The 20,789-nt window shown below is 66.7% G+C and carries 18 protein-coding genes; 3 read left to right on the top strand and 15 right to left on the bottom strand.

Going from position 1 to position 20,789, the window contains the following annotated elements; translation table 11 throughout:
• Window positions 1–23: 23 nt before the first annotated feature.
• From ASE67_RS05555 to mdh, 9 genes are all read right to left on the bottom strand, one after another.
• Entirely contained in the window at window positions 24–1,193 is a 1,170-nt protein-coding gene (locus tag ASE67_RS05555; RefSeq protein WP_055757644.1) for an aspartyl protease family protein, read from the bottom strand.
• A 32-nt stretch (window positions 1,194–1,225) separates the two neighbouring features.
• Entirely contained in the window at window positions 1,226–2,770 is a 1,545-nt protein-coding gene (locus ASE67_RS05560) for a CpaF family protein (protein ID WP_235511802.1), read from the bottom strand.
• Window positions 2,771–2,918: 148 nt separating this feature from the next.
• On the bottom strand, window positions 2,919–4,319 hold the full coding sequence (lpdA, locus tag ASE67_RS05565) for a dihydrolipoyl dehydrogenase (protein WP_055757646.1): 1,401 nt from the start codon (window positions 4,317–4,319) through the stop codon (window positions 2,919–2,921).
• Window positions 4,320–4,334: 15 nt separating this feature from the next.
• Complete coding sequence (locus tag ASE67_RS05570) at window positions 4,335–4,832, bottom strand: YfbM family protein (RefSeq protein WP_055757648.1); 498 nt, start codon at window positions 4,830–4,832, stop codon at window positions 4,335–4,337.
• 17 nt (window positions 4,833–4,849) lie between these two features.
• Entirely contained in the window at window positions 4,850–6,118 is a 1,269-nt protein-coding gene (gene odhB, locus ASE67_RS05575) for a 2-oxoglutarate dehydrogenase complex dihydrolipoyllysine-residue succinyltransferase (RefSeq protein WP_055757650.1), read from the bottom strand.
• 42 nt (window positions 6,119–6,160) lie between these two features.
• Entirely contained in the window at window positions 6,161–9,133 is a 2,973-nt protein-coding gene (locus ASE67_RS05580) for a 2-oxoglutarate dehydrogenase E1 component (RefSeq protein ID WP_082456966.1), read from the bottom strand.
• A gap of 73 nt (window positions 9,134–9,206) precedes the next feature.
• Window positions 9,207–10,091 carry a succinate--CoA ligase subunit alpha gene (sucD, locus tag ASE67_RS05585; RefSeq protein WP_055757657.1) on the bottom strand — a complete coding sequence of 295 codons (885 nt, stop codon included), beginning with the start codon at window positions 10,089–10,091 and terminating at the stop codon, window positions 9,207–9,209.
• Between the two features lie 38 nt (window positions 10,092–10,129).
• Window positions 10,130–10,417 carry a GIY-YIG nuclease family protein gene (locus tag ASE67_RS05590; RefSeq protein WP_055757659.1) on the bottom strand — a complete coding sequence of 96 codons (288 nt, stop codon included), beginning with the start codon at window positions 10,415–10,417 and terminating at the stop codon, window positions 10,130–10,132.
• A gap of 99 nt (window positions 10,418–10,516) precedes the next feature.
• Window positions 10,517–11,479: a malate dehydrogenase gene (gene mdh / locus ASE67_RS05595; protein ID WP_055757664.1), complete on the bottom strand. Its 963-nt coding sequence runs from the start codon at window positions 11,477–11,479 to the stop codon at window positions 10,517–10,519.
• Window positions 11,480–11,785: 306 nt separating this feature from the next.
• Here mdh and ASE67_RS05600 point away from each other — a divergent pair, with 306 nt between their 5' ends.
• Together ASE67_RS05600 and ASE67_RS05605 are read left to right on the top strand one after the other, a co-directional pair.
• Entirely contained in the window at window positions 11,786–12,067 is a 282-nt protein-coding gene (locus ASE67_RS05600) for an ETC complex I subunit (RefSeq protein WP_055757665.1), read from the top strand.
• A complete protein-coding gene (locus ASE67_RS05605) occupies window positions 12,064–12,474 on the top strand; it encodes a DUF2147 domain-containing protein (RefSeq protein WP_055757667.1) in 411 nt (136 codons plus the stop codon). Before ASE67_RS05600 ends, ASE67_RS05605 begins: the two co-directional genes overlap by 4 nt.
• 3 nt (window positions 12,475–12,477) lie before the next feature.
• Here the strand turns inward: ASE67_RS05605 and ASE67_RS05610 are convergent, their stop codons facing one another.
• The 4 genes from ASE67_RS05610 to ASE67_RS05625 form a co-directional block, all read right to left on the bottom strand.
• Complete coding sequence (locus ASE67_RS05610) at window positions 12,478–13,239, bottom strand: EAL domain-containing protein (protein WP_235511803.1); 762 nt, start codon at window positions 13,237–13,239, stop codon at window positions 12,478–12,480.
• Window positions 13,240–13,465: 226 nt separating this feature from the next.
• The gene (gene groL / locus ASE67_RS05615) at window positions 13,466–15,112 is read right to left on the bottom strand and encodes a chaperonin GroEL (protein ID WP_055757669.1); all 1,647 of its coding nucleotides are present in this window, start codon (window positions 15,110–15,112) and stop codon (window positions 13,466–13,468) included.
• Between the two features lie 79 nt (window positions 15,113–15,191).
• Window positions 15,192–15,479 carry a co-chaperone GroES gene (gene groES / locus ASE67_RS05620; protein ID WP_055757672.1) on the bottom strand — a complete coding sequence of 96 codons (288 nt, stop codon included), beginning with the start codon at window positions 15,477–15,479 and terminating at the stop codon, window positions 15,192–15,194.
• 136 nt (window positions 15,480–15,615) lie between these two features.
• Window positions 15,616–17,007 (bottom strand): MATE family efflux transporter, encoded by a 1,392-nt coding sequence (locus ASE67_RS05625; RefSeq protein ID WP_055757673.1) that lies wholly within the window; start codon window positions 17,005–17,007, stop codon window positions 15,616–15,618.
• Between the two features lie 232 nt (window positions 17,008–17,239).
• On the opposite strand from ASE67_RS05625, the gene ASE67_RS18715 reads away from it, so the two are divergent.
• Window positions 17,240–17,821, top strand: a complete 582-nt coding sequence (locus tag ASE67_RS18715) for a TetR/AcrR family transcriptional regulator (protein WP_055757675.1) — start codon at window positions 17,240–17,242, stop codon at window positions 17,819–17,821.
• Here the strand turns inward: ASE67_RS18715 and ASE67_RS05635 are convergent.
• Window positions 17,763–19,229: an efflux transporter outer membrane subunit gene (locus ASE67_RS05635; protein ID WP_055757677.1), complete on the bottom strand. Its 1,467-nt coding sequence runs from the start codon at window positions 19,227–19,229 to the stop codon at window positions 17,763–17,765. The genes ASE67_RS18715 and ASE67_RS05635 overlap by 59 nt on opposite strands.
• Window positions 19,229–20,788 carry an MDR family MFS transporter gene (locus ASE67_RS05640; protein WP_055757679.1) on the bottom strand — a complete coding sequence of 520 codons (1,560 nt, stop codon included), beginning with the start codon at window positions 20,786–20,788 and terminating at the stop codon, window positions 19,229–19,231. The genes ASE67_RS05635 and ASE67_RS05640 overlap by 1 nt, the downstream gene beginning before the upstream one ends.
• Between the last annotated feature and the right edge of the window lies 1 nt (window position 20,789).

Below are 20,789 nucleotides of genomic sequence, written 5' to 3' on the forward strand. Positions count from 1 at the left end.
GGGCGGAGGTAACGGATCGAACGTCAATAAAAGCTCGCCAGTGTCAGCGACCGTTCGGTCCCGTCGCACAGCGCCAGCTTCACCACCCGGCCGGGCGTATCCGTGCCCCAGCGGACATCGACCCCGCCATCGGGGGTAAGCGATACGGGCTTGCCGTCGACGGTGCAGATCAGTTCGTTCGCCTTCCAGCCGGCCTTCGCCGCCGGGCCGCCCGCCATCACATGCAGCACGCGCAACCGGGCGCGGTCGTAGCCGAGCAGCAGCCCGCTGGTCGATTTGAGCGGCGGGGCCGGGGCATTGGGGTTGGGGGTGACCACCATCTGCCCGGCGGCGGGGTCGAGCAGCACGCGGTAGCGCAGCAGCAGCCCGGTACCGACCCGCCCGGCGACGCGGACCTGCTTCGTGAACCCGCCATCGCCCTCGATCCGGAGTTCGATCGGCCCGGTCGGCACGCCGCCCAGCGCCACCTGGTCGGTCACGGTCAGCCCGGCATCGACCACCCCGCCCGCGCCGAACGCGATGGTGGAGGTGACGCGCGCACCCTTGATCCCGGCCGCACGCCATTGGTTCCGCGCGATGCTGAGCGATCCGCCGTCGCCGGTATCGACCAGCAGCGGGCGGACCCGGTGCTTCCCCAGCGTCGCTTCGGTCAGGTACAGCCCGCTGCCCGCCTGCAACGTCATCGGCACGCGCGTTCCCGCAAAGGGCATCCGACCGCTCGGCAACAGGCGGAAGCGGCGATTGGCGAAGTCGATGTCGATCGCATTGGGCGCGATCAGGTCGGTGCCGACCAGCACCTCGGCATCGCCCGACGCGCTGGCCAGCAATTTGGGCAGGTCGATCACCGCCACCCGGCCGCCGCTGCGGCTGAACGCGCCGAACGCGACCGTCTTGGTCGCGGCCCAGTCGACGCGGATCGCGCCGCCCAGCGCGATGCCCGACGCCGCATCCTGCGTATCGACGGACAGCTTTGCGCGCCGTGCGAACTCGCGGCTGACCGCGCTGTGGTTGAGGCCGGTGTCGAGCAGCGCCTGCGCCGCGACGCCATCGATCGTCATTGCAAAGCGCAGGTGATTGGCGCTGGTGAGCGTGAAGGGCACCCAGCGCGCCTCCGCATCGGCGGCCAGCAGGCCCTGCGCAGGGGCGGCGACGGGCGCGCACAGCAGCAGCGCGAGGAGCAGGCGGAGGATCACGCGTGGACTGTAGGGCGGCCAGATGGCTGACGCTACAGGCAAGCCTCCAGCAGCGCCTGGTCGAAACCATATTGCTTGGCCTTGTCCAGCGTATAGGGGCGCATCCCCATCGAACGATATTCGCCGATGATCTTGCCGTCGGCGCTCTCGTCCAGATATTCGAACTTGAACAGTTCCTGGGTGACGATCACAGGGCCTTCCATGCCGATCACCTCGGTAATGTTGGTCACGCGGCGCGACCCGTCGCGCAGGCGCTTCACCTGCACGATCAGGTCGACCGAATCGGCGATCTGGCGGCTGATCGCTTCCTTCGGCACCTTGATGTCTGACATCATCACCATGTTCTCCATACGCGCGAGGCATTCGCGCGGGGAGTTGGAGTGGAGCGTCGCCATCGATCCGTCGTGGCCGGTGTTCATCGCGGCAAGGAGGTCGAAACACTCGCTGCCACGGATTTCGCCCAGGATGATCCGGTCCGGGCGCATACGCAGCGCGTTCTTTACCAGGTCGCGGATCGTGATCTCGCCTTGCCCCTCCAGGTTCGGCGGGCGGGTTTCCAGCGGCAGCCAGTGCGGCTGTTGCAGGCGCAGTTCGGCGGCGTCCTCGATCGTCAGCACGCGCTCGCCGGGGTCGATCATCTTCGACAGGGCGTTGAGCATCGTCGTCTTGCCCGAGCCGGTGCCGCCCGAAATCACGATGTTGAAGCGGCTGGCCCCGGCGACCTTCAGCGCGGTCGCCATCTTCGTGCTCATCGACCCGAAGCCGGCCATCATGTCGATGGTGATCGGCTTGGCCGAGAATTTACGGATCGAGATCGCGGTGCCCTTGAGGCTCAAGGGCGGCACGATCACGTTGACGCGGCTGCCGTCCTTCAGGCGGGCGTCGGCCAGCGGCGTCGTCTGGTCGACACGGCGGCCGACCGAGTTGCAGATGCGCTGCGCGATCTGGAACAGATGCTCCTCGTCGCGAAACGCGATATTGGCCAGTTCCAGCTTGCCCTTGCGCTCGACAAACGTTTGTTCGGGGCCGTTGACCATGATGTCGCTGATCGCCGGATCGGCCAGCAGCTCCTCCAGCGGCCCCAGGCCCAGCAGTTCGTCGACCAGCACCTTTTCCAGCGCGAACTGCTCGCGCCGGTTGAGCGTCAATTTGAGTTCGGCGAGCACTTCCCCCACGATCGGGCGGAATTCCTCGGCCAGTTCGTCCTTGGTCAGGGTCGCGGCAGCTTCGGGGTCGACGCGTTCGAGCAGGCGGGGCAGCACCTGTTCCTTGATCCGGTGGATCGAGGTTTCGAATCCCTCGACCCGGCTGTTGCCTGCCTCACCCGACAGCGCCTGCCGATCGGCCAGACGCTGCATCGCGTCGCCGACGCCCTGCGGCATCGCACCGGACTGTTCGCCCGGCATCGGTTCTAGGTCACCGCCGGGCAGCGGCACCTGGCCCAGCGGAGGAAATTGGGGTGCGATGTCCAGATCGGCCGGGCGCGCTGGTCCCGATCCCTGCATAGGGCGGGCGACGCCGAACGATGGCCTGCCACCCGATCCGCCCACTCCGCTGCGCCGTCCGAATGCGTTCACGCTTGCCACCCCATCGAATCCTTGGGGGCAGCCTAGGCGACAAGATTTTACAACTTCCTAACCACGCAGGACGGCGCGTGTCCTGACATGGGAAGGGCGGAGCATGTCGCCATGCCCCGCCCCCCGATACCTGCCGAAGCGTGTCGGATCAGATGTGGATCGGCTTGCCCTGCACCGCCATCGCCGCTTCCTTCAGCGCCTCGGCATGGGTCGGGTGCGCGTGGCAGGTGTAGGCGATGTCCTCGCTGGTCGCGCCGAACTCCATCGCCTGTGCCGCCTGTGCGATCATCGTGCCGGCAAGGCTGGAGACGATCCACACGCCGACCACGCGGTCGGTCTTTGCGTCGGCAATGACCTTCACGAAGCCGTCGGTGTCGCGGTTGGTCTTGGCGCGGCTGTTGGCGGCGAAGGGGAACTTGCCGACCTTGATCTCGCCCTTTTCCTTGGCAGCCTCTTCCGTGAGGCCGACGCCGGCGATTTCGGGCATGGTGTAGACCACGCTCGGGATCACGTCGTGGTTCACGATGCCGGTCTGCCCGGCGATGAACTCGGCGACCGCGACGCCTTCGTCCTCGGCCTTGTGCGCGAGCATCGGGCCATGCACGACGTCGCCGATCGCCCAGATGCCGTCGACCTTCGTGCGGAACTCGTCGTCGATATCGACCTGACCGCGCTGGTTGACCGACAGGCCCGCCTTGTCGAGCGCAAGGCCTTCGGTGTTTGCGCGGCGACCGATCGACACCAGCACCGCGTCCGCCGTGATCGTCGTCGCTTCGCCACCCGCCGCCGGTTCGACGGTCAGCGTGGCGGTGCCGCCATCGACCGATGCGCCGGTGACCTTGGTCGAGGTCTTGAGGTCGAAGCCCTGCTTCTTGAACAGCTTGGCCGATTCCTTGCGGACTTCGCCATCGAAGCCGGGCAGGATCTGGTCAGCATATTCGACCACGGTGACCTTGGCGCCCAGGCGACGCCACACGCTGCCGAGTTCGAGGCCGATCACGCCGCCGCCGATCACCACCAAATGCTCGGGTACCTTGGGAAGGGCGAGGGCACCGGTCGAATCGACGATGATCGCCGCATCATTGTCGACCTGCACACCGGGCAGCGGGGTGACGCTCGACCCGGTTGCGATCACGATGTCGCGCGCGGTGACGGTGCGGTCGCCGACCTTGACCGTGTTGTCGTTTTCGAACGCGGCATAGCCCTTCAGCCATTCGACCTTGTTCTTCTTGAACAGATATTCGATGCCGCCGGTCAGCTCGCCGACCGCCTTCTTCTTTTCGGCATGCATCTGGTCGAGGTTGAGCGTCGCGCCCTGGATTTCGACGCCGAACTTGGCGAGGTGCCCGCCGGTCGCTTCCTCATACAGTTCGGACGCGTGCAGCAGCGCCTTGGACGGGATGCACCCGACGTTCAGGCAGGTTCCGCCCAGCGTCTCACGGCCCTCGGCGCAGGCAGTCTTCAGGCCCAGCTGCGCAGCGCGGATCGCGGCGACATAGCCGCCGGGGCCGGCACCGATCACGAGGACGTCGAAGTCATATTCAGCCATAGTCTCTATCCCGTCCTAGTCGTTGTGGGCGATCACGCGGATCGCGCCGTCGCCGGTACGGCGGCATTGTGCCGCAAACTGGCGCAGGGCGGGAATGCCCTGCATCACATAATCGAGCGCATCCGCGCTGCCGAACGTGTCGGCCAGATAGACATCGGCCTTCGCCATCACCTTTGCATCGAAACGGCGGGCGAGGGTCGTGTCGTCCACTTTGTCGAGCGCGTCGGCGAACGCCTTCATCAGCGGCGGCGCGATCAGGCCGATCCCGCCCTCGCCATTCTCGTCCGCGCCCAGTTCGGGCAACGCGGCGATGATTAGCCCAAGCGTATGCCCGACATCGTCGGCCGACCCGGTCAGCAGATAATGGACCGCGTGCCACGCTTCGCCCAGATCGAGGAAGTCGAGATTCTCGACGCCTTCCTCGAACAGGAAGTCCTCGAACACCGATGGGTCGGCGACTAGCCGGTCGATGTCGGCATCGCCGGCCCGACGCAGATAGATCACCATGCCCATCGGTGCTCGTCCGTTCCTTACAGATCGATCAGCAGGCGCGTCGGGTCCTCGATCGCGTTCTTCAGCGCGACGAGGAAGGTCACCGCCTCGCGACCGTCGATCAGGCGATGGTCGTAGCTGAGTGCGAGGTACATCATCGGGCGCACCACAACCTGACCGTTGCGGACGACCGGGCGTTCCTCGATGCGGTGGAGACCGAGCACCGCCGACTGCGGCGGGTTGATGATCGGGGTCGACATCAGCGATCCGAACACGCCGCCGTTCGAGATGGTGAAGGTGCCGCCCTTCATCTCGTCCATCTTCAGCGTGCCGTCCTTGGCGCGCTTGCCGAAGTCGCCGATCGTCTTTTCGACGCCCGCAACCGACAGCTTGTCGGCGTCGCGGATGACGGGGACGACCAGGCCGCCCGGTGCCGACACGGCGACCGAGATATCGGCATAGTCGCGATAGACGATCTCATCGCCCTCGATCGATGCGTTGACCGAAGGAATGTCCTTCAGCGCCATCGTTGCGGCCTTCACGAAGAAGCCCATGAAGCCGAGGCGAACGCCGTGCTTCTTTTCGAACAGGTCCTTGTACTTCGCGCGCGCCTCGATCACCGCCGTCATGTCGACGTCGTTGAAGGTGGTGAGCAGCGCGGCGGTGTCCTGCGCTTCCTTCAGGCGGCGGGCGATCGTCTGACGCAGGCGCGTCATCTTCACCCGCTCTTCGCCACGGGTCGGCGCAGCGGCGGCGGCAGGCGCGGCGGCGGCCGGAGCAGCAGCAGCGGCAGGCGCGGCGGCGGCCGACTTGTCACCGGCGGCGGCAACGACGTCTTCCTTGGTGATGCGACCGTCGCGACCGGTGCCCTTCACCTTGGCCGGATCGACGCCATGCTCGAGGATCGCGCGACGCACTGACGGCGACAGCGCGGCTGCATCGACATTGGTGTCGCCGGCGGCCGGGGCCTGCGGTGCAGCGGCCGGGGCGGCGGCGGGTGCCGGCGCGGCATCGGCCTTCGGCGCGGCATCGGCCTTCGGCGCGGCGGCGGGCGCAGCGGCGGCACCGTCGCCCGATTCGATCGTCGCGATCATCGCGCCGACCGACACCGTGTCGCCCGGCTGCACGGCGTGGGCGCCCATGACGCCGGCGACCGGCGAGGGCACCTCGACCGACACCTTGTCGGTTTCGAGCGACGCGATCGGTTCGTCGGCAGCGACCGCCTCACCGGGCTTCTTCAACCATTCGCCCAGCGTCGCTTCGGTGATCGATTCGCCCAGCGTGGGGACCAGAACTTCGGTAGCCATCGGATATTTCTCCTCTGCCCCACCCGGGGCGAGCACATTGGGTTACGACGCGGCCTTCGCGACCTTATCGGCGGCGGCTGCGCTTTCGGACTGGCGGGTACGACGGATTTCGTCGCGCACATTGTGGCCGAGCGCATCGGCGACCAGCGCGCCCTGTTCGGCCTGGTGACGCTTCATCAGGCCGGTGGCGGGCGATGCCGCTGCCGCACGACCGGCGTAGCGGGCGCGGGCGACCGGCGATCCGGCCTCGGCCAGCGCTTCCTCGATCGCCGGTTCGGTCAGGAACCACGAACCGTTGTTCTTCGGCTCTTCCTGCGCCCAGACCACATCGGTCAGGTTGGGCAGCTTCTGCAACCGCGCGACCAGCGCGTCCGACGGGAACGGATAAATCTGTTCCACGCGGACGATCTGCGTCGACGTGTCGCCTGCCGCATCGCGCGCCTCGATCAGGTCGAACGCGACCTTGCCCGAACACAGCACCAGACGGGTCGTGTTCGCATCCGCCGGTGCCGACGGATCGGACAGCAGCCGCTTGAAATGCGTACCCGGCAGGAAGTCCTCGGTCTTCGACACCGCCATCTTGTGCCGCAGCAGCGACTTGGGCGTCATGATGACCAGGGGTTTACGGAAGTTGCGGTGCATCTGCCGGCGCAGCAGGTGGAACAGGTTGGCCGGCGAGGTGACGTTGGCGACCTGCATATTGTCGCCCGCGCACAGCTGCAGGAAGCGTTCGAGGCGCGCCGAGCTATGCTCCGGACCCTGGCCTTCATAGCCGTGCGGCAGCATCATCACGAGGCCGTTGGCGCGCAGCCACTTGGCTTCGCCCGCCGCGATGAACTGGTCGATCATGATCTGCGCGCCGTTGGCGAAATCGCCGAACTGCGCTTCCCAGATCACCAGCGCCTTCGGATCGGCAAGGGCATAGCCATACTCGAAACCCAGCACGCCATATTCGGACAGCGGGCTGTCGAGCACTTCGAAGCTGCCATGTTCGATCGTCTGGAGCGGCACGAACTTGTGCTCGTCGCTCTGGTCGACCCACACCGCGTGCCGCTGCGAGAAGGTGCCGCGACCCGAATCCTGCCCCGACAGGCGGACGCCGAAGCCTTCCGACAGCAGCGAACCGAACGCCAGCGCCTCGGCCGTTGCCCAATCGAAGCCCTCGCCGCTGGTGAACATGCCGCGCTTGGCATCGAGCACCCGGGTCAGCGTCTTGTGGACCTGCAGGTCGTCGGGAACGGTCGTCAGCGTGCGGCCGATCGAATCGAACAGCTTTTGTTCGATGCCGGTATCGACCGAACGGCGCGATCCTTCGGCATCCATCGGTGCGTGCAGCCCCGACCAGCGCCCGGCGAACCAGTCGGCGCGGTTGGCCTTGTAGCTCTTGGCGCTCTCGAACTCGCCTTCCAGCAGCTGGGTGAACTCGGCGGTCTTGGCGGCGACGAACTCGCCGTCGATCACGCCTTCTTCCTGCAACCGCTTGCCATAGATTTCGCTGACGCCGGGATGGCCCTTGATCTTGGCGTACATCAGCGGCTGGGTGAAGGACGGTTCGTCGCCTTCGTTATGGCCGAAGCGGCGATAGCACCACATGTCGATGACGATGTCGCGTTTGAACTGCTGGCGGAACTCGATCGCCATCTTGGTGGCGAAGGTCACCGCCTCGGGATCGTCGCCGTTCACGTGGAAGATCGGCGCCTGCACACCCTTCGCCACGTCCGACGGATAGGGCGACGAGCGCGCGAACTGCGGCGACGTCGTAAAGCCGACCTGGTTGTTGATGATGAAATGGACGCAGCCGCCGGTGTTGTAGCCGCGGATGCCGGAGAAGCCGAGGCATTCCCACACGATCCCCTGGCCAGCGAACGCCGCGTCGCCATGGATCAGGACGGGCAGGACCTGCTCGTGCTTTTCGAGGTCGCCGCGGAAGGTCTGCTGCGCACGCACCTTGCCCAGCACGACCGGGTTGACCGCTTCGAGGTGGCTGGGATTCGCGACCAGCGACATATGCACCGACACATCGTCGAAGGTGCGGTCGGTGGAGGTGCCGAGGTGGTACTTCACGTCGCCCGACCCGCCGATGTCGTCCGGGTTGGCGCTGCCGCCGGCGAATTCGTGGAACAGCACGCGGAACGGCTTGGCCATCACGTTGGTCAGCACGTTCAGGCGACCACGGTGCGCCATGCCGTACACGATCTCGCGCACGCCGAGCTGGCCGCCGTACTTGATGACCGCTTCGAGCGCCGGGATCATCGATTCACCTCCGTCGAGGCCGAAGCGCTTCGTGCCGACATATTTGCGGCCGAGGAACTTCTCCCACTGTTCCGCCTCGATGACCTTGGCGAGGATCGCGCGCTTGCCTTCGGGGCTGAACTGGATCGCCTTGTCGCGGCCTTCCATCCGGTCCTGCAGGAACTTGCGCTCCTCCACGTCCGCGATGTGCATATATTCGAGGCCGACATTGCCGCAGTAATTGGCGCGCAGGATGTCGACGATTTCGCGCAGCGTCGCCCATTCGAGGCCGAGCGACCCGCCGAGATACACCGGCGTATCGACTTCGGCATCGGAGAAACCGTAATATTCGGTGCGCAGATCGTCGGGCAGCTCGCGACGGGCGAGGCCCAGCGGATCGAGATTGGCGGCAAGGTGGCCGCGCACGCGATAGGTGCGGATCAGCAGCTGCGCGCGGATCGCGTCGCCGGCGGCCTTGGCCACATCGACCTTGGGGGCGGCAGGCGCAGCGGCGGCCGGGGCGGGCTTGCCGCCACGCGCGGGCTTGGGCGCCGGCTCCATCTGCGTCGGGTCGAGCGCGGCGGTCAGCTCGTCGGTGTCGCTCAGCGGCCAGCGCTTGCTCTGCCAGCTGGGGTGCTGGGTCGCACCCTCCAGCCCGTCGAACCACTGGCGCCAGCCGGCGTCGACCGACGAGGGGTCCTCGCGGTAGCGACCATAGAGCGTTTCCACGAATGCCGGGCTGACGCCGGCGGCGATGTCGAAATCCTGGCCTTCGTAGCCCATGGTCACTTCCTGTCGTTCAGTCCCGGTCCAACCGGGACGTGCCCCGCGCGAACGCCGCGCAGGGCACGTTCGTTCAACCGTTCAGCACTTCGAGCAGCGTCGAGCCGAGTTCGCTGGGCGATGCCGCGACCTTGATGCCTGCTGCTTCCATCGCCGCGATCTTGCTTTCCGCATCGCCCTTGCCGCCCGACACGATCGCGCCGGCATGGCCCATGCGACGGCCCGGAGGGGCGGTGCGGCCCGCGATGAAGCCGGCCATCGGCTTCTTGCGGCCACGCTTGGCCTCGTCGATCAGGAACTGCGCGGCCTGTTCTTCCGCATCGCCACCGATCTCGCCGATCATGATGATCGACTGGGTTTCGTCGTCGGCGAGGAACAGTTCGAGCACGTCGATGAAGTTCGTGCCGTTGACCGGATCACCACCGATGCCGACGGCGGTCGTCTGGCCAAGGCCGGCGTTCGAGGTCTGGAACACCGCTTCATAGGTCAGCGTGCCCGAGCGCGAGACGACGCCGACCGAACCCTTCTTGAAGATCGAACCCGGCATGATGCCGATCTTGCACTCGCCCGGCGTCAGCACGCCGGGGCAGTTCGGGCCGATCAGCCGCGACTTCGAGCCACTGAGAGCGCGCTTTACCTTCACCATGTCCAGCACCGGAATGCCTTCGGTGATCGCGACGATCAGCGGGATTTCGGCGTCGATCGCCTCGAGGATCGAATCGGCGGCGAAGGGCGGCGGAACGTAGATGACCGAGGCGTCGGCACCGGTCTTCGACTTGGCTTCGGCGACGGTGTTGTAGACGGGGAGGCCGAGGTGCTCGGAACCGCCCTTGCCCGGCGTCACGCCGCCGACCATCTGCGTGCCATATTCCAGCGCCGCCTTGGTATGGAAGCTGCCGGTTTCGCCGGTCATCCCTTGGGTGATGACCTTGGTGTTCTTGTTGACGAGGATGCTCATCTTCGTTTCCCTTGCGTGCCCCGTTGCCGGAGCGAAAATCAGGTCAGCTGTCCGAACAGATCGTGCCAGCCGGGGTTGTTCTCTTCGATCAGCCGCAACTTCCAGTCACGGTTCCATTTCTTGATCCGCCGTTCGCGAAGCCGCGCTTCCTGCAGATCGTCATGGCATTCGTACCAGACCAGAAGGGTGCAGTCGTGTTCGCTCGTAAATCCTTCAACCGTACCGCTACGATGCTGATGAACGCGCTGGATCAGGTTGCTTGTCGAACCGGTATAGATCGTTCCGTTCCGTCGGCTGGCGACGATGTAGACGAACCCAGCCTTCATCCGCCGCCCTCATGTATCCCCGTGCAGGCGGGGATCCAGAGCCACGAGCGTTACGCTCCGTTACCCTGGACCCCCGCCTGCGCGGGGGTACGGTATTTGTCAGGCGAGGCTTTCGTCGATGCCCTTGCAGGCGACCAGCAGTTCCTTGACCGCGTCGACCGAGACCTGAAGGTTCGCCTTGGCTTCGTCGCCCAGCTTCACTTCGACGATCTTCTCGACGCCGCCGGCACCGATCACGACGGGCACGCCGACATACAAGCCGTCGACGCCATATTCACCCGACAGGTGCGCCGCGCAGGGCAGGACGCGCTTCTGGTCGTAGAGATAGGCTTCGGCCATCGCGATACCGCTGGTGGCGGGCGCGTAGAAGGCCGAGCCGGTCTTCAGCAGGCCGACGATCTCGCCGCCGCCACCACGGGTGCGCTTGACGATCGCGTCGACGCGCTCCTGGGTCGACATGCCCATCGCGATCAGGTCGGTGACCGGGATGCCGCTGACGGTCGAATATTCGAGGACCGGGACCATCGTGTCGCCGTGGCCGCCCAGCACGAAGCTGTTGACGTCCTTGACCGACACCTTGAATTCGTCCGCCAGAAAATGGCTGAAGCGCGCGCTGTCGAGGACGCCGGCCATGCCGACGACCTTGTTGTGCGGCAGGCCCGAGAACTCGCGCAGCGCCCACACCATCGCGTCGAGCGGGTTGGTGATGCAGATGACGAATGCGTCGGGGGCGTTGGCCTTGATGCCCTCGCCGACGGCCTTCATCACCTTCAGGTTGATGCCGAGCAGGTCGTCGCGGCTCATGCCGGGCTTGCGCGCGACACCGGCGGTGACGATGATGACGTCCGCGCCCGCGATGTCGGCATAGTCGTTGGTGCCGGTGATCGTCGCGTCGAACCCTTCGACGGGTCCGCACTGCGACAGGTCGAGCGCCTTGCCCTGCGGCACGCCTTCCACCACGTCGAACAGAACGATATCGCCCAGCCCCTTGAGGGCGGCGAGGTGGGCGAGGGTCCCGCCGATGTTGCCAGCGCCGATCAGCGCGATCTTCTTGCGAGCCAAGACGTCTCTCTCCGTAGCAAGTTCGGACGCGGTCCTGCCGCGACGCGCGGGGCTTTACGGCGTTTTCCCACGAGAAACAACCCTAAAGCGACCTTTATTGATAATAGATCGCAAGTGCAATAGAGGGCGAGCATGGCGGAAATGCTGGCCTGTAGCCTCGGACCCGCTAAAAAAATCCTCCACCACCGCTACCGGTTCCGCCAGCAAACAATGATTCGCACGATCTGCCTGCGCGACTCTGCTGGAAAGCGGCGTGGGCTTTGCTATGCAGGGCGCGAACCAGCGATCGCTTACAAGGTATCGTCCATGCCCAACGCCCGTATCTACCAGATCCCCAAGAACGCCATGCAGTCGGGTCGCGCCAAGACGCATACCTGGATGCTGGAGTTCGAGCCGGCCGAGCCGAAGCAGGCCGATCCGCTGACCGGCTGGGCGGGATCGGGCGATACGCGCGAGCAGGTGAAGCTGAAGTTCCCGTCGCTCGACGCCGCCACTGACTATGCGACGCGTGAGGGGATCGCATTCCATGTCATTCCGGCACCCGAGCGGACGTTGAAGCTGCAGGCCTATGCGGACAATTTCAAGTGATCGCTCGCGCGCTGGCGGTAACGGCGGTCGCGCTGGCGACCCCGGCACTCGCCGCGACGCCGATCACCGGACGCTATCTGACCGAGGACGGCGCGGGCGTGATCGAGGTCGCGCGCTGCGGTGACAAATTGTGCGGTCGGCTGGTCCGTATCGTGAAGGCTACCCCCGGCGCGCCGACGACCGATGTGAACAACGGCGACCCGGCGCTGCGGACGCGGCCGATCCTCGGCATGCCGATCCTGTCGGGCTTTGCCGATGCCGGCAGCGACTGGCGCGGGCGCATCTACGATCCGCGCAACGGCAAGAGCTACAAGTCGATCGTGTCGAAGAACGCCGACGGGTCGCTGAAGGTACAGGGTTGCATCGCGTTCTTCTGTCAGACGCAGCTGTGGAAGCCGGCGCGGTAGCGATCAGGCGGCGAGCGGGGTTGCCGGCAGCAGGATATCGGGCAACATGCGAAAGCCGGGGCGGGCGAGCAGGTAGCCCTGGATATAGCGGATGCCGAGATCACGCAGCACGGCATATTCCGCCGGCGTCTCGATCCCCTCGGCGATCACGGCCATGCCGAGCGAGGTCGCGATCCGCACCATCCCCTCGACGATCAGCCGGCGGGGGACGCTGACGTCGATGCCGCGGATCAGGTCCATGTCGAGCTTCAGATAATCGGTCTGGAAATTGGCAAGCAGGCCCAGCCCGGCATGGCCCGCACCGAAATCATCCAGGGCGGTGGCGAAGCCCATCGCGCGATAGGTTTCGACGATGTTGCGGACATGGTCGGTGTCGCCCATCTCCTCATTCTCGGTGAATTCGAAGATCAACCGGTCGGTCGGAAAGGCGTAGGTGCGCGCCGCCGCGAGGGTCGCCTGGATGCAGGCTACGGGGGAATAGACGGCGTTGGGGAGGAAGTTGATCGACAGCTTCGCACCTGTGGACAGGATGCCGGCCGCGACAGCGCCCTCGATCGCCGCCGTGCGGCATTGCTGGTCGAAGGCATAGCGATTGTCGGGTGTGACCTGCGCCAGCACCTGTGCCGCGCCTTCGCCGCCCTTGCCGCGCACCAGTGCCTCGAACGCGAAGGGGAGGCCGGTGTCGGCATCGACGATCGGCTGAAACGCCATGGCGATCGCGAAATCGGGCTGGTCTTCGCGGCAGCCCTTGCATCCTGATCGCATCGTCGTGGAAATCCCTTCGCGGTCCACGTAACCGCTTGGGATTGCCGGGTCGTTAACCTGGATATGGTTGACGTGAAAAAGGCCGGAAGGGGTGTCCCTTCCGGCCTTTTTCTGTCGGGTCGGAACCGGCACCGGCAAAGCCGGTGCCCGTCGGTCGGGTGCCGTGGCACCCGCCGGCCGTTCCGATTTCGTGTCCGGGGCAGGGATTCCCTGCCCCGGTCCAAAATCAGAAGTCCATGCCGCCCATGCCGCCCATGCCGCCGGCGGCGGGCATTGCGCCGCCCTTGCTGTCGTCCGGCAGTTCCGAAACGGTCGCTTCGGTGGTGATGAGCAGGCCGGCGACCGAGGCCGCGTTCTGCAGCGCGGTGCGGACGACCTTGGTCGGGTCGATCACGCCGGCGGCGACGAGGTTCTCGTACACGTCGGTCGATGCGTTGAAGCCGAACGAGGTGTCGTCCTGGTCGAGCAGCTTGCCCGAGACGACAGCGCCGTCATGGCCGGCATTCTGGGCGATCTGACGCACCAGCGCGGTCAGCGACTTGCGGACGATGTCGACGCCGCGCGTCTGGTCGTCGTTCGCGCCGGTCACGCCGTCGAGCGCCTTGGTCGCGTACAGCAGTGCCGTGCCGCCACCGGGGACGATGCCTTCTTCGACGGCTGCGCGGGTTGCGTGCAGCGCGTCGTCGACGCGGTCCTTGCGCTCCTTCACCTCGACCTCGGTCGCACCGCCGACCTTGATGACCGCGACGCCACCGGCGAGCTTCGCCAGACGCTCCTGCAGCTTTTCACGGTCATAGTCCGACGAGGTGACTTCGATCTGCTGACGGATCGCATCGGTGCGGCCCTTGATCGCGTCGGCTTCACCGGCACCGTCGACGATGATGGTGTTGTCCTTGTCGATCGTCACGCGCTTGGCGGTGCCGAGCATGCCGAGCGTCACGGTCTCGAGCTTGATGCCGAGGTCTTCCGAGATCACTTCGCCCTTGGTCAGGATCGCGATGTCTTCCAGCATCGCCTTGCGACGATCGCCGAAGCCCGGTGCCTTGACCGCTGCGACCTTCAGGCCGCCGCGCAGCTTGTTGACGACCAGGGTCGCCAGCGCTTCGCCTTCGATGTCCTCGGCGATGATCAGGAGCGGACGGCCCGACTGCACCACCGCTTCGAGGATCGGCAGCATCGCCTGCAGCGACGACAGCTTCTTCTCGTGGATCAGGATGTACGGGTCGTTCAGTTCGACCTGCATCTTTTCCGGGTTGGTGATGAAGTACGGCGACAGGTAGCCGCGGTCGAACTGCATGCCTTCGACGACGTCCAGTTCGAATTCGAGACCCTTGGCCTCTTCGACGGTGATGACGCCTTCCTTGCCGACCTTTTCCATGGCTTCGGCGATCTTTTCGCCGACTTCACGGTCGCCATTGGCCGAGATGATGCCGACCTGCGCGACTTCGGCCGAACCCGACACGGGCTTCGAGCGCGACTTCACGTCCTCGACCACCTTGGTCACGGCGATATCGATGCCGCGCTTCAGGTCCATCGGGTTCATGCCGGCGGCAACCGACTTCATGCCTTCGCGGACGATCGCCTGCGCCAGCACGGTGGCGGTGGTGGTGCCGTCGCCCGCGATGTCGTTGGTCTTCGAGGCCACTTCGCGCACCATCTGTGCGCCCATGTTCTCGAACTTGTCCTTCAGTTCGATTTCCTTGGCGACCGACACACCGTCCTTGGTGATGCGGGGCGCGCCGAACGACTTGTCGATGACGACGTTGCGGCCCTTCGGCCCCAGCGTCACCTTCACCGCGTCGGCGAGGATGTCGACGCCGCGCAGGATGCGTTCGCGGGCGTCACGACCGAATTTTACGTCCTTGGCTGCCATGGTGGCTACCCTTTCCAAATGTCAAAGTTCACAAAAGTCACACTCGCCACGCAAGTGCGACCGGATCAGGATCGGTCGTTCAGCCGACGATCCCGAGGATGTCCGATTCCTTCATGATCAGCAGGTCTTCGCCGTTCACCTTGACCTCGGTGCCCGACCACTTGCCGAACAGGATGCGGTCGCCGGCCTTGACGTCGAGCGGCGAAACCTCGCCCTTGTCGTTCTTGGCACCGGCGCCGGCGGCGACGACTTCGCCTTCCTGCGGCTTTTCCTTGGCGGTGTCGGGGATGATGATCCCGCCGAGCGTCTTCTCTTCGGCTTCGACGCGGCGGACGAGCACGCGGTCGTGCAGCGGACGGAAGTTCATGCGCGATTCCCTTTTGCGTTAACTGAACAGGTCTTGGCACTCGCCCCAGGGGAGTGCCAGCGCCCCGGATATGTGGAGGCGTTCAGCGAGCGTCAAGGCGCGGTGGAACAATTTTGCCGTCGGAACGTGGCCGGGTTCAGACGGGCCGAACCAGCCCGAGTTTCTCCCGCCGGCGCCAGCGATCGACCAGCAACAGCGCCACGACGAGCAGCCCGAAGGCGAGGCCGATCCAGATGCCGACCCCGGCGAGCGGCGTCCAGAAGCCGAGCGCCACCGACACGGAAAAGCCGACCGCCCAATAGCCGATGAGCGCGATGACCATCGGCAGCCGCGTATCCTGCACCCCGCGCAGCACGCCCGCCGCCACTGCCTGCGCCCCGTCGGCGAGCTGGAAGATCGCGGCGATCGCCAGATATTGCAGCGCCAGCGCGATCATCGCCGCATTGGCCGGCGCATCGACATCGACATAGACCGACAGGAACGCGCGCGGGAACAACCACAGGGTCAGCGCGGTGAACCCCATGAAGCCGGTGCCGACCGCCAGCGCCGACCAGCCCGCACGGGAAATCCACAGCCGGTCGCGCGCGCCATAGGCCAGCCCCACGCGGATCGTCGCCGCCTGCGCGATGCCGAACGGCACCTGAAACAGAAAGGCGGCGATCTGCAGCGCGATGGCGTGGGCCGCGACCTCGGTCACGCCGATCCGGCCCATCAGGAACCCGGCGGCGGAGAACAGCGCCCCTTCGAACGTCATCGTCGCGGCGATCGGCACGCCCAGTACGAAGATCTGGCGCAGGCGCGCGCCCTCGCCGCGCCACCAGTTGCCGAACAGGCGGAAGCGCCGCAGCCGCCGGTCGACCACGAGGACGGCGGCATAGGCGAGCATCATCGCGCTGGCGGTGGCGAGGCTGGCGATCGCCGACCCCTCCAGCCCGAGCGCGGGAAAACCGAGATTGCCGAACACCAGCAGCCAGTTGACGAAGATCGAGACGCCCAGCCCCATCGCGGTGATCGCCATCGCCCAGCCGGGGCGGCCGAGTGCCGAGGCGGTGATCCGCATGACGGTGCCGGCCAGCGCGGGGATCAATGCCCAGAGCAGGATATCGAGGAACGCATCGGTGCGCGCCGCGACCCGCACATCCTGTCCGGCAAGCAGCAGCAGCGATTCGCCATGCGCCATGATGCCCATGAAGGGGATGCTGCCGACGACCGCGATCCAGGCGGCCATGCGGAACGACCGGCGCACCTCGCGCACGGCATGACGGCGCTGGCCCAGTTCGGCGGCGATGATCGGCGCGGCGGCACCGACCAGCCCGGACAGGGCGAACAGGATGACGCTGTAGACATAGACGCCCAGCGTTGCGGCGGCGAGTTCGACCTCGCCCAGCCGCGCGACGAACACCACGTCGACGGCATAGACCGCCATCTGCAACAGGTTCGCGCCGACCAGCGGTGCGGCAAGGCGCAGCGTCGCAGCCAGTTCGGCGCGGGCGGTCGCGGGTGCTGCGGGGGCGGCGGCGTGGGGCATGCGCGGCGTGTAGTCGGTTGGTGCGGGGGATGCCAGTTCGGGGCGTGGGGGGGCGGCCCCCCCCCCCCCCACTCGTCGTTCCCGCGCAGGCGGGAACCCATAGACGCAGCCGCTGCGAATCCTGCCGAAACGTCAGCGTTTATGGACTCCCGCCTTCGCGGGAGTGACGAAAGGGGCGGTGGAGCAAGTACGCCCCCATGACCTTTCCCCATTTTCCCGATACAGCCACGCGATGACCCACGTTGCCGATCCCCGGCCGACCCGCGCGCCGCGCCGCGATGCCGCGCTTCGCCGCGATGCGCTGATCGCCGCTGCCGCCGATTGCTTCACGACCCATGGCTATGGCGTTCCGCTGGAGACGATCGCCGCTGCCGCGGGCGTCGGGCGCGCGACGCTGTATCGTAATTTTCCCGATCGGGCGGCGCTGGCGCTCGCGATCTTTTCGCGCGGGGCCGACCGGTTCGAGGCGATGCTGGACCCCGACCTGCCGATCGCCGAGACGATCGAGCGGCTGGTGCGCGCCGGGGCGGAATCGCTGGCGCTGTTCGCGCGGATCGCCGCCGAACTGCACCTCGACTATGCCAATATCGACCGGTTTCAGGAGCTGCGCGGGCGGATGGAGCGTATCCTTGCCCCCGCACTCATTGCGGCACAGGCGCGGGGCGAGGTCGCCGACGATATCTCGCCGCGCGACCTGGTGCTGACGATCCGCATGGCGAGCAGCCTGGTGCACCCGTTCCTGTCGGACGCCGAGGTCAGCGCGCAGGTGCAGACGGCGTTGCGGCTGTTGCTGAACGGCCTGCGTCCGCGCTGACCGGATCGGTCCAGCCAAGGCCCAGCGCCTTGTTCACCGCGATATAATATTGGGTCAGCTGGGCGCGGGCCTGCGTCACCGCGGCTGTCGCCGACAGTTGCTGGCGTTCGACGTCGAGCTGGTCGATCAGCGTGGTGGTGCCCGCCGTCACCCGTTGCCGGTTGAGCGCGGTGGCGCGCTTCGCGGTCGCCTCCGCCTGCACCAGCTGGCCCAGCTGTTTGCGGCTGTTGCCGTAGCGCGACAACGCGGTTTCGGCATCCTGCAACGCGTCGAGCACGGTCTTGCGATAGGTCGCGTCGGCCTGATCGCGCTGCGCCTCGCTGACGCGGGTGGCGGCGCGGTTCTTGCCGAAGTCGAGGAACGACCAGCTGAGCGACGGCGCGGCGATGGCGGCGATGTTGCCGAGGTCGAAGATGTCGCCGGGTGAGGTGCCGCCAAGGCCAAGGAGCCCCAGGAAGCGGATGCCGGGCAGCGCGCGCGCCTTGGCCACGCCGACCCCGGCGGTGCTGGCGGCGAGCTGGCGTTCGGCGGCGCGCACATCGGGGCGGTGCGCGATCAGCGACGCGGGGTCGCCGACTGCGACCTGCGCCGGGGGCAGCGGGACCGGGGCGACGGGCTTCAGCGTCGCATCGAGTGCGCCCGGCGTACGGCCGGTCAGCACCGCCAGCTGGTTCCAATATTCGTCGCGCTGTGCGGCGAGCGGGATCGCCTGCGCCTGCGTATTTTCCAGCTGCGTCTGGAGCCGTTCGACCGACAATTGCGATGCGGTGCCGGCGGCAAGGCGCTGGCGGGTGAGGGTCAGCTGCTGCTGTTGCAGGCGGGTGGTCGCGTCACTCAAGGCGATGCGGGCCTGGACGTCGCGCAGCGCGACATAGGCCTGCGCGACGGCGGCCGACAGCGACACCTGCACATCGGCCAGATCGGCGAGGCGTGCGTCGCCGGTCGCGCGGAACTGTTCGATGCTGCGGCGGCCTCCGCCGAACAGGTCGAGCTCCCAGCTGGCGTTGGCGCCGACATTGTAGAATTCGACCTGCGTACTGCCGCTGCCCGGCTGGATCGGGGGCAGTTCGGCGCCGATGACCGTGGCGTTGGCGCTGGCGCTGGGTTTCAGCGCGGCGCGCTGCTGCGACAGCTGGGCCTGCGCTTCGCGTACGCGGGCGACGGCCAGGTCGATGCTGGGGCTGTGCACCAGCGCATCGTCGACAAGCCGGTCAAGCAGCGGGTCGTTCAGCCCCTCCCACCAGCGCGCCAGGCCGGGGGCGGGGGTGAAGGCCGGGTCGGCCGCGCGGGCGAATGTCCCGCGCGCAACCGCGTCCGACGCGGTGGCGGGCGGGCCGGCATAGTCCGGGCCGACGGTGCAGGCGCCGAGCAGCAGCAGGGCGGTAAGGGAAAGGCTTCGCGTCGTCATCAATGCACCGTCGCCGGTTTGGCGCCTTTTGGCAGAGGTCGCAGGAACAGGACGAGGGGCAGGACGCAGAAGGTGCCCATGCCCATGATCCAGAAGATGTCGTTGTAGGTCATCGTCAGCGCCTCGGCCGAAATCTGTTGCGCGAGCAGCCGCAACCCGACCGCCGGGTCGCCGACCGCCTGCCCCAGTTGCGCGATATAGTGCTGCACATCGGGGCTGTTGGCGTTCAGCGTCTCCTCCATCCGGCGCGAATGGAAATACATCCGCTGGTCCTGCAGGATCGAGATGCCGGCGAGCGAGAAGCTGCCGCCGAGGTTCCGGAACGCGTTGAACAGGCCCGACGCGTCGCCGGCATCCTCGGGCGGGACCGATCGGACGCAGGCCTGGCTGAGGAACAGCATGCACAGGATCTGGCCGACGCCGCGCAGCAGCTGCGATACGGTGAAGTCGGGGCCGGAGGATTGCGCGGTGAGGCTGGCGTCGAGCAGCGCGGCGGTGCCCATGATGAGCAGGCCCATCGACACCGCGATGCGGATGTCGATCCGCTTCAGCAGGATCGGGACCATCGTCATCAGGATCAGGCTGGGGATGCCCGACAGCAGCACGACTTTCCCCGCCTGCAACGCATTATAGTCGGCGAGCGCGGCCAGGAACTGCGGGATTGCATAGCTGGTGCCGTACAGGACGACGCCCAGCACGATGCCCATCAGCGCGACCGCGCCGAATTGGCGGTCGAGCAGCAGCTTCAGCTTGATGATCGGGCGTTTCGCGGTTGCCTGTCCCCAGAACAGCAGGACGAAGCCGACCGCGCTGGTGAACGCCATCCAGCGGATGAGTTCGGAATCGAACCATTGTTCGCGCTGCCCGTCCTCGAGGAACACGGTCAGGCCGCCGAGGCCCAGCGCAAGGCCGGCGATGCCCAGCCAGTCCGCCTCGCGGAACAGGTGCAGCTTCGCCTTTTCATGCGGCAGGCCGACCAGCAGCAGGGTGACGAGGATCGCGCAGATCGGGATGTTGAGGAAGAAGGCATAGTGCCAGCTGATATTCTCGGTCAGCCAGCCACCAACCAGCGGCCCCAGCACCGGCCCCAGGATCGCGGTCACGCCGAACACGGCGATGCCGACCGGCTGCTGGTGCGGTGGCAGGCGCTGGGCGATGATCGTCTGCGCGGTCGGGATCATCGCCCCGCCGGTGAACCCCTGTCCCACACGGCCGACAATCATCATCGGCAGGGTGGTGGCGATGCCGCACACGACCGAGAACAGCGTGAACAGCGCGGCGGCGATCAGCAGGAAGGTCCGCATCCCCAGCATCCGCTGCAACCAGCCGGCCATGGGGATGATGACGATTTCGGCGACCAGATACGCCGTGGCGATCCACGTCCCCTCGGTCCCGCTGGCGCCGATTTCGCCCTGGATGGTCGGCAGCGCGGAATTGACGATCGAGATGTCGAGCGTCGCCATCAGCGCGCCCAGATTGCCCGCGATCACCGCCAGCCATGCCGCGAGGTCGGCCCGCTGCTGCGGCGGCGGGGCGGTGGTCACGCCCGCGCTGGCCATA

It is taken from the genome of Sphingomonas sp. Leaf23, from assembly GCF_001421585.1.
GTDB lineage: Bacteria > Pseudomonadota > Alphaproteobacteria > Sphingomonadales > Sphingomonadaceae > Sphingomonas.

Excerpts from the sequence above, each read along its gene's own strand:
- groES (WP_055757672.1), bottom strand. The coding sequence starts at position 15,479 with ATGAACTTCCGTCCGCTGCACGACCGCGTGCTCGTCCGCCGCGTCGAA.
- ASE67_RS05570 (WP_055757648.1), bottom strand. The coding sequence starts at position 4,832 with ATGGGCATGGTGATCTATCTGCGTCGGGCCGGCGATGCCGACATCGAC.
- ASE67_RS18715 (WP_055757675.1), top strand. The coding sequence starts at position 17,240 with ATGACCCACGTTGCCGATCCCCGGCCGACCCGCGCGCCGCGCCGCGAT.
- lpdA (WP_055757646.1), bottom strand. The coding sequence starts at position 4,319 with ATGGCTGAATATGACTTCGACGTCCTCGTGATCGGTGCCGGCCCCGGC.
- ASE67_RS05640 (WP_055757679.1), bottom strand. The coding sequence starts at position 20,788 with ATGGCCAGCGCGGGCGTGACCACCGCCCCGCCGCCGCAGCAGCGGGCC.
- ASE67_RS05635 (WP_055757677.1), bottom strand. The coding sequence starts at position 19,229 with ATGACGACGCGAAGCCTTTCCCTTACCGCCCTGCTGCTGCTCGGCGCC.
- ASE67_RS05600 (WP_055757665.1), top strand. The coding sequence starts at position 11,786 with ATGCCCAACGCCCGTATCTACCAGATCCCCAAGAACGCCATGCAGTCG.
- ASE67_RS05625 (WP_055757673.1), bottom strand. The coding sequence starts at position 17,007 with ATGCCCCACGCCGCCGCCCCCGCAGCACCCGCGACCGCCCGCGCCGAA.
- odhB (WP_055757650.1), bottom strand. The coding sequence starts at position 6,118 with ATGGCTACCGAAGTTCTGGTCCCCACGCTGGGCGAATCGATCACCGAA.
- groL (WP_055757669.1), bottom strand. The coding sequence starts at position 15,112 with ATGGCAGCCAAGGACGTAAAATTCGGTCGTGACGCCCGCGAACGCATC.
- ASE67_RS05580 (WP_082456966.1), bottom strand. The coding sequence starts at position 9,133 with ATGGGCTACGAAGGCCAGGATTTCGACATCGCCGCCGGCGTCAGCCCG.
- ASE67_RS05610 (WP_235511803.1), bottom strand. The coding sequence starts at position 13,239 with ATGCGATCAGGATGCAAGGGCTGCCGCGAAGACCAGCCCGATTTCGCG.
- ASE67_RS05590 (WP_055757659.1), bottom strand. The coding sequence starts at position 10,417 with ATGAAGGCTGGGTTCGTCTACATCGTCGCCAGCCGACGGAACGGAACG.
- sucD (WP_055757657.1), bottom strand. The coding sequence starts at position 10,091 with ATGAGCATCCTCGTCAACAAGAACACCAAGGTCATCACCCAAGGGATG.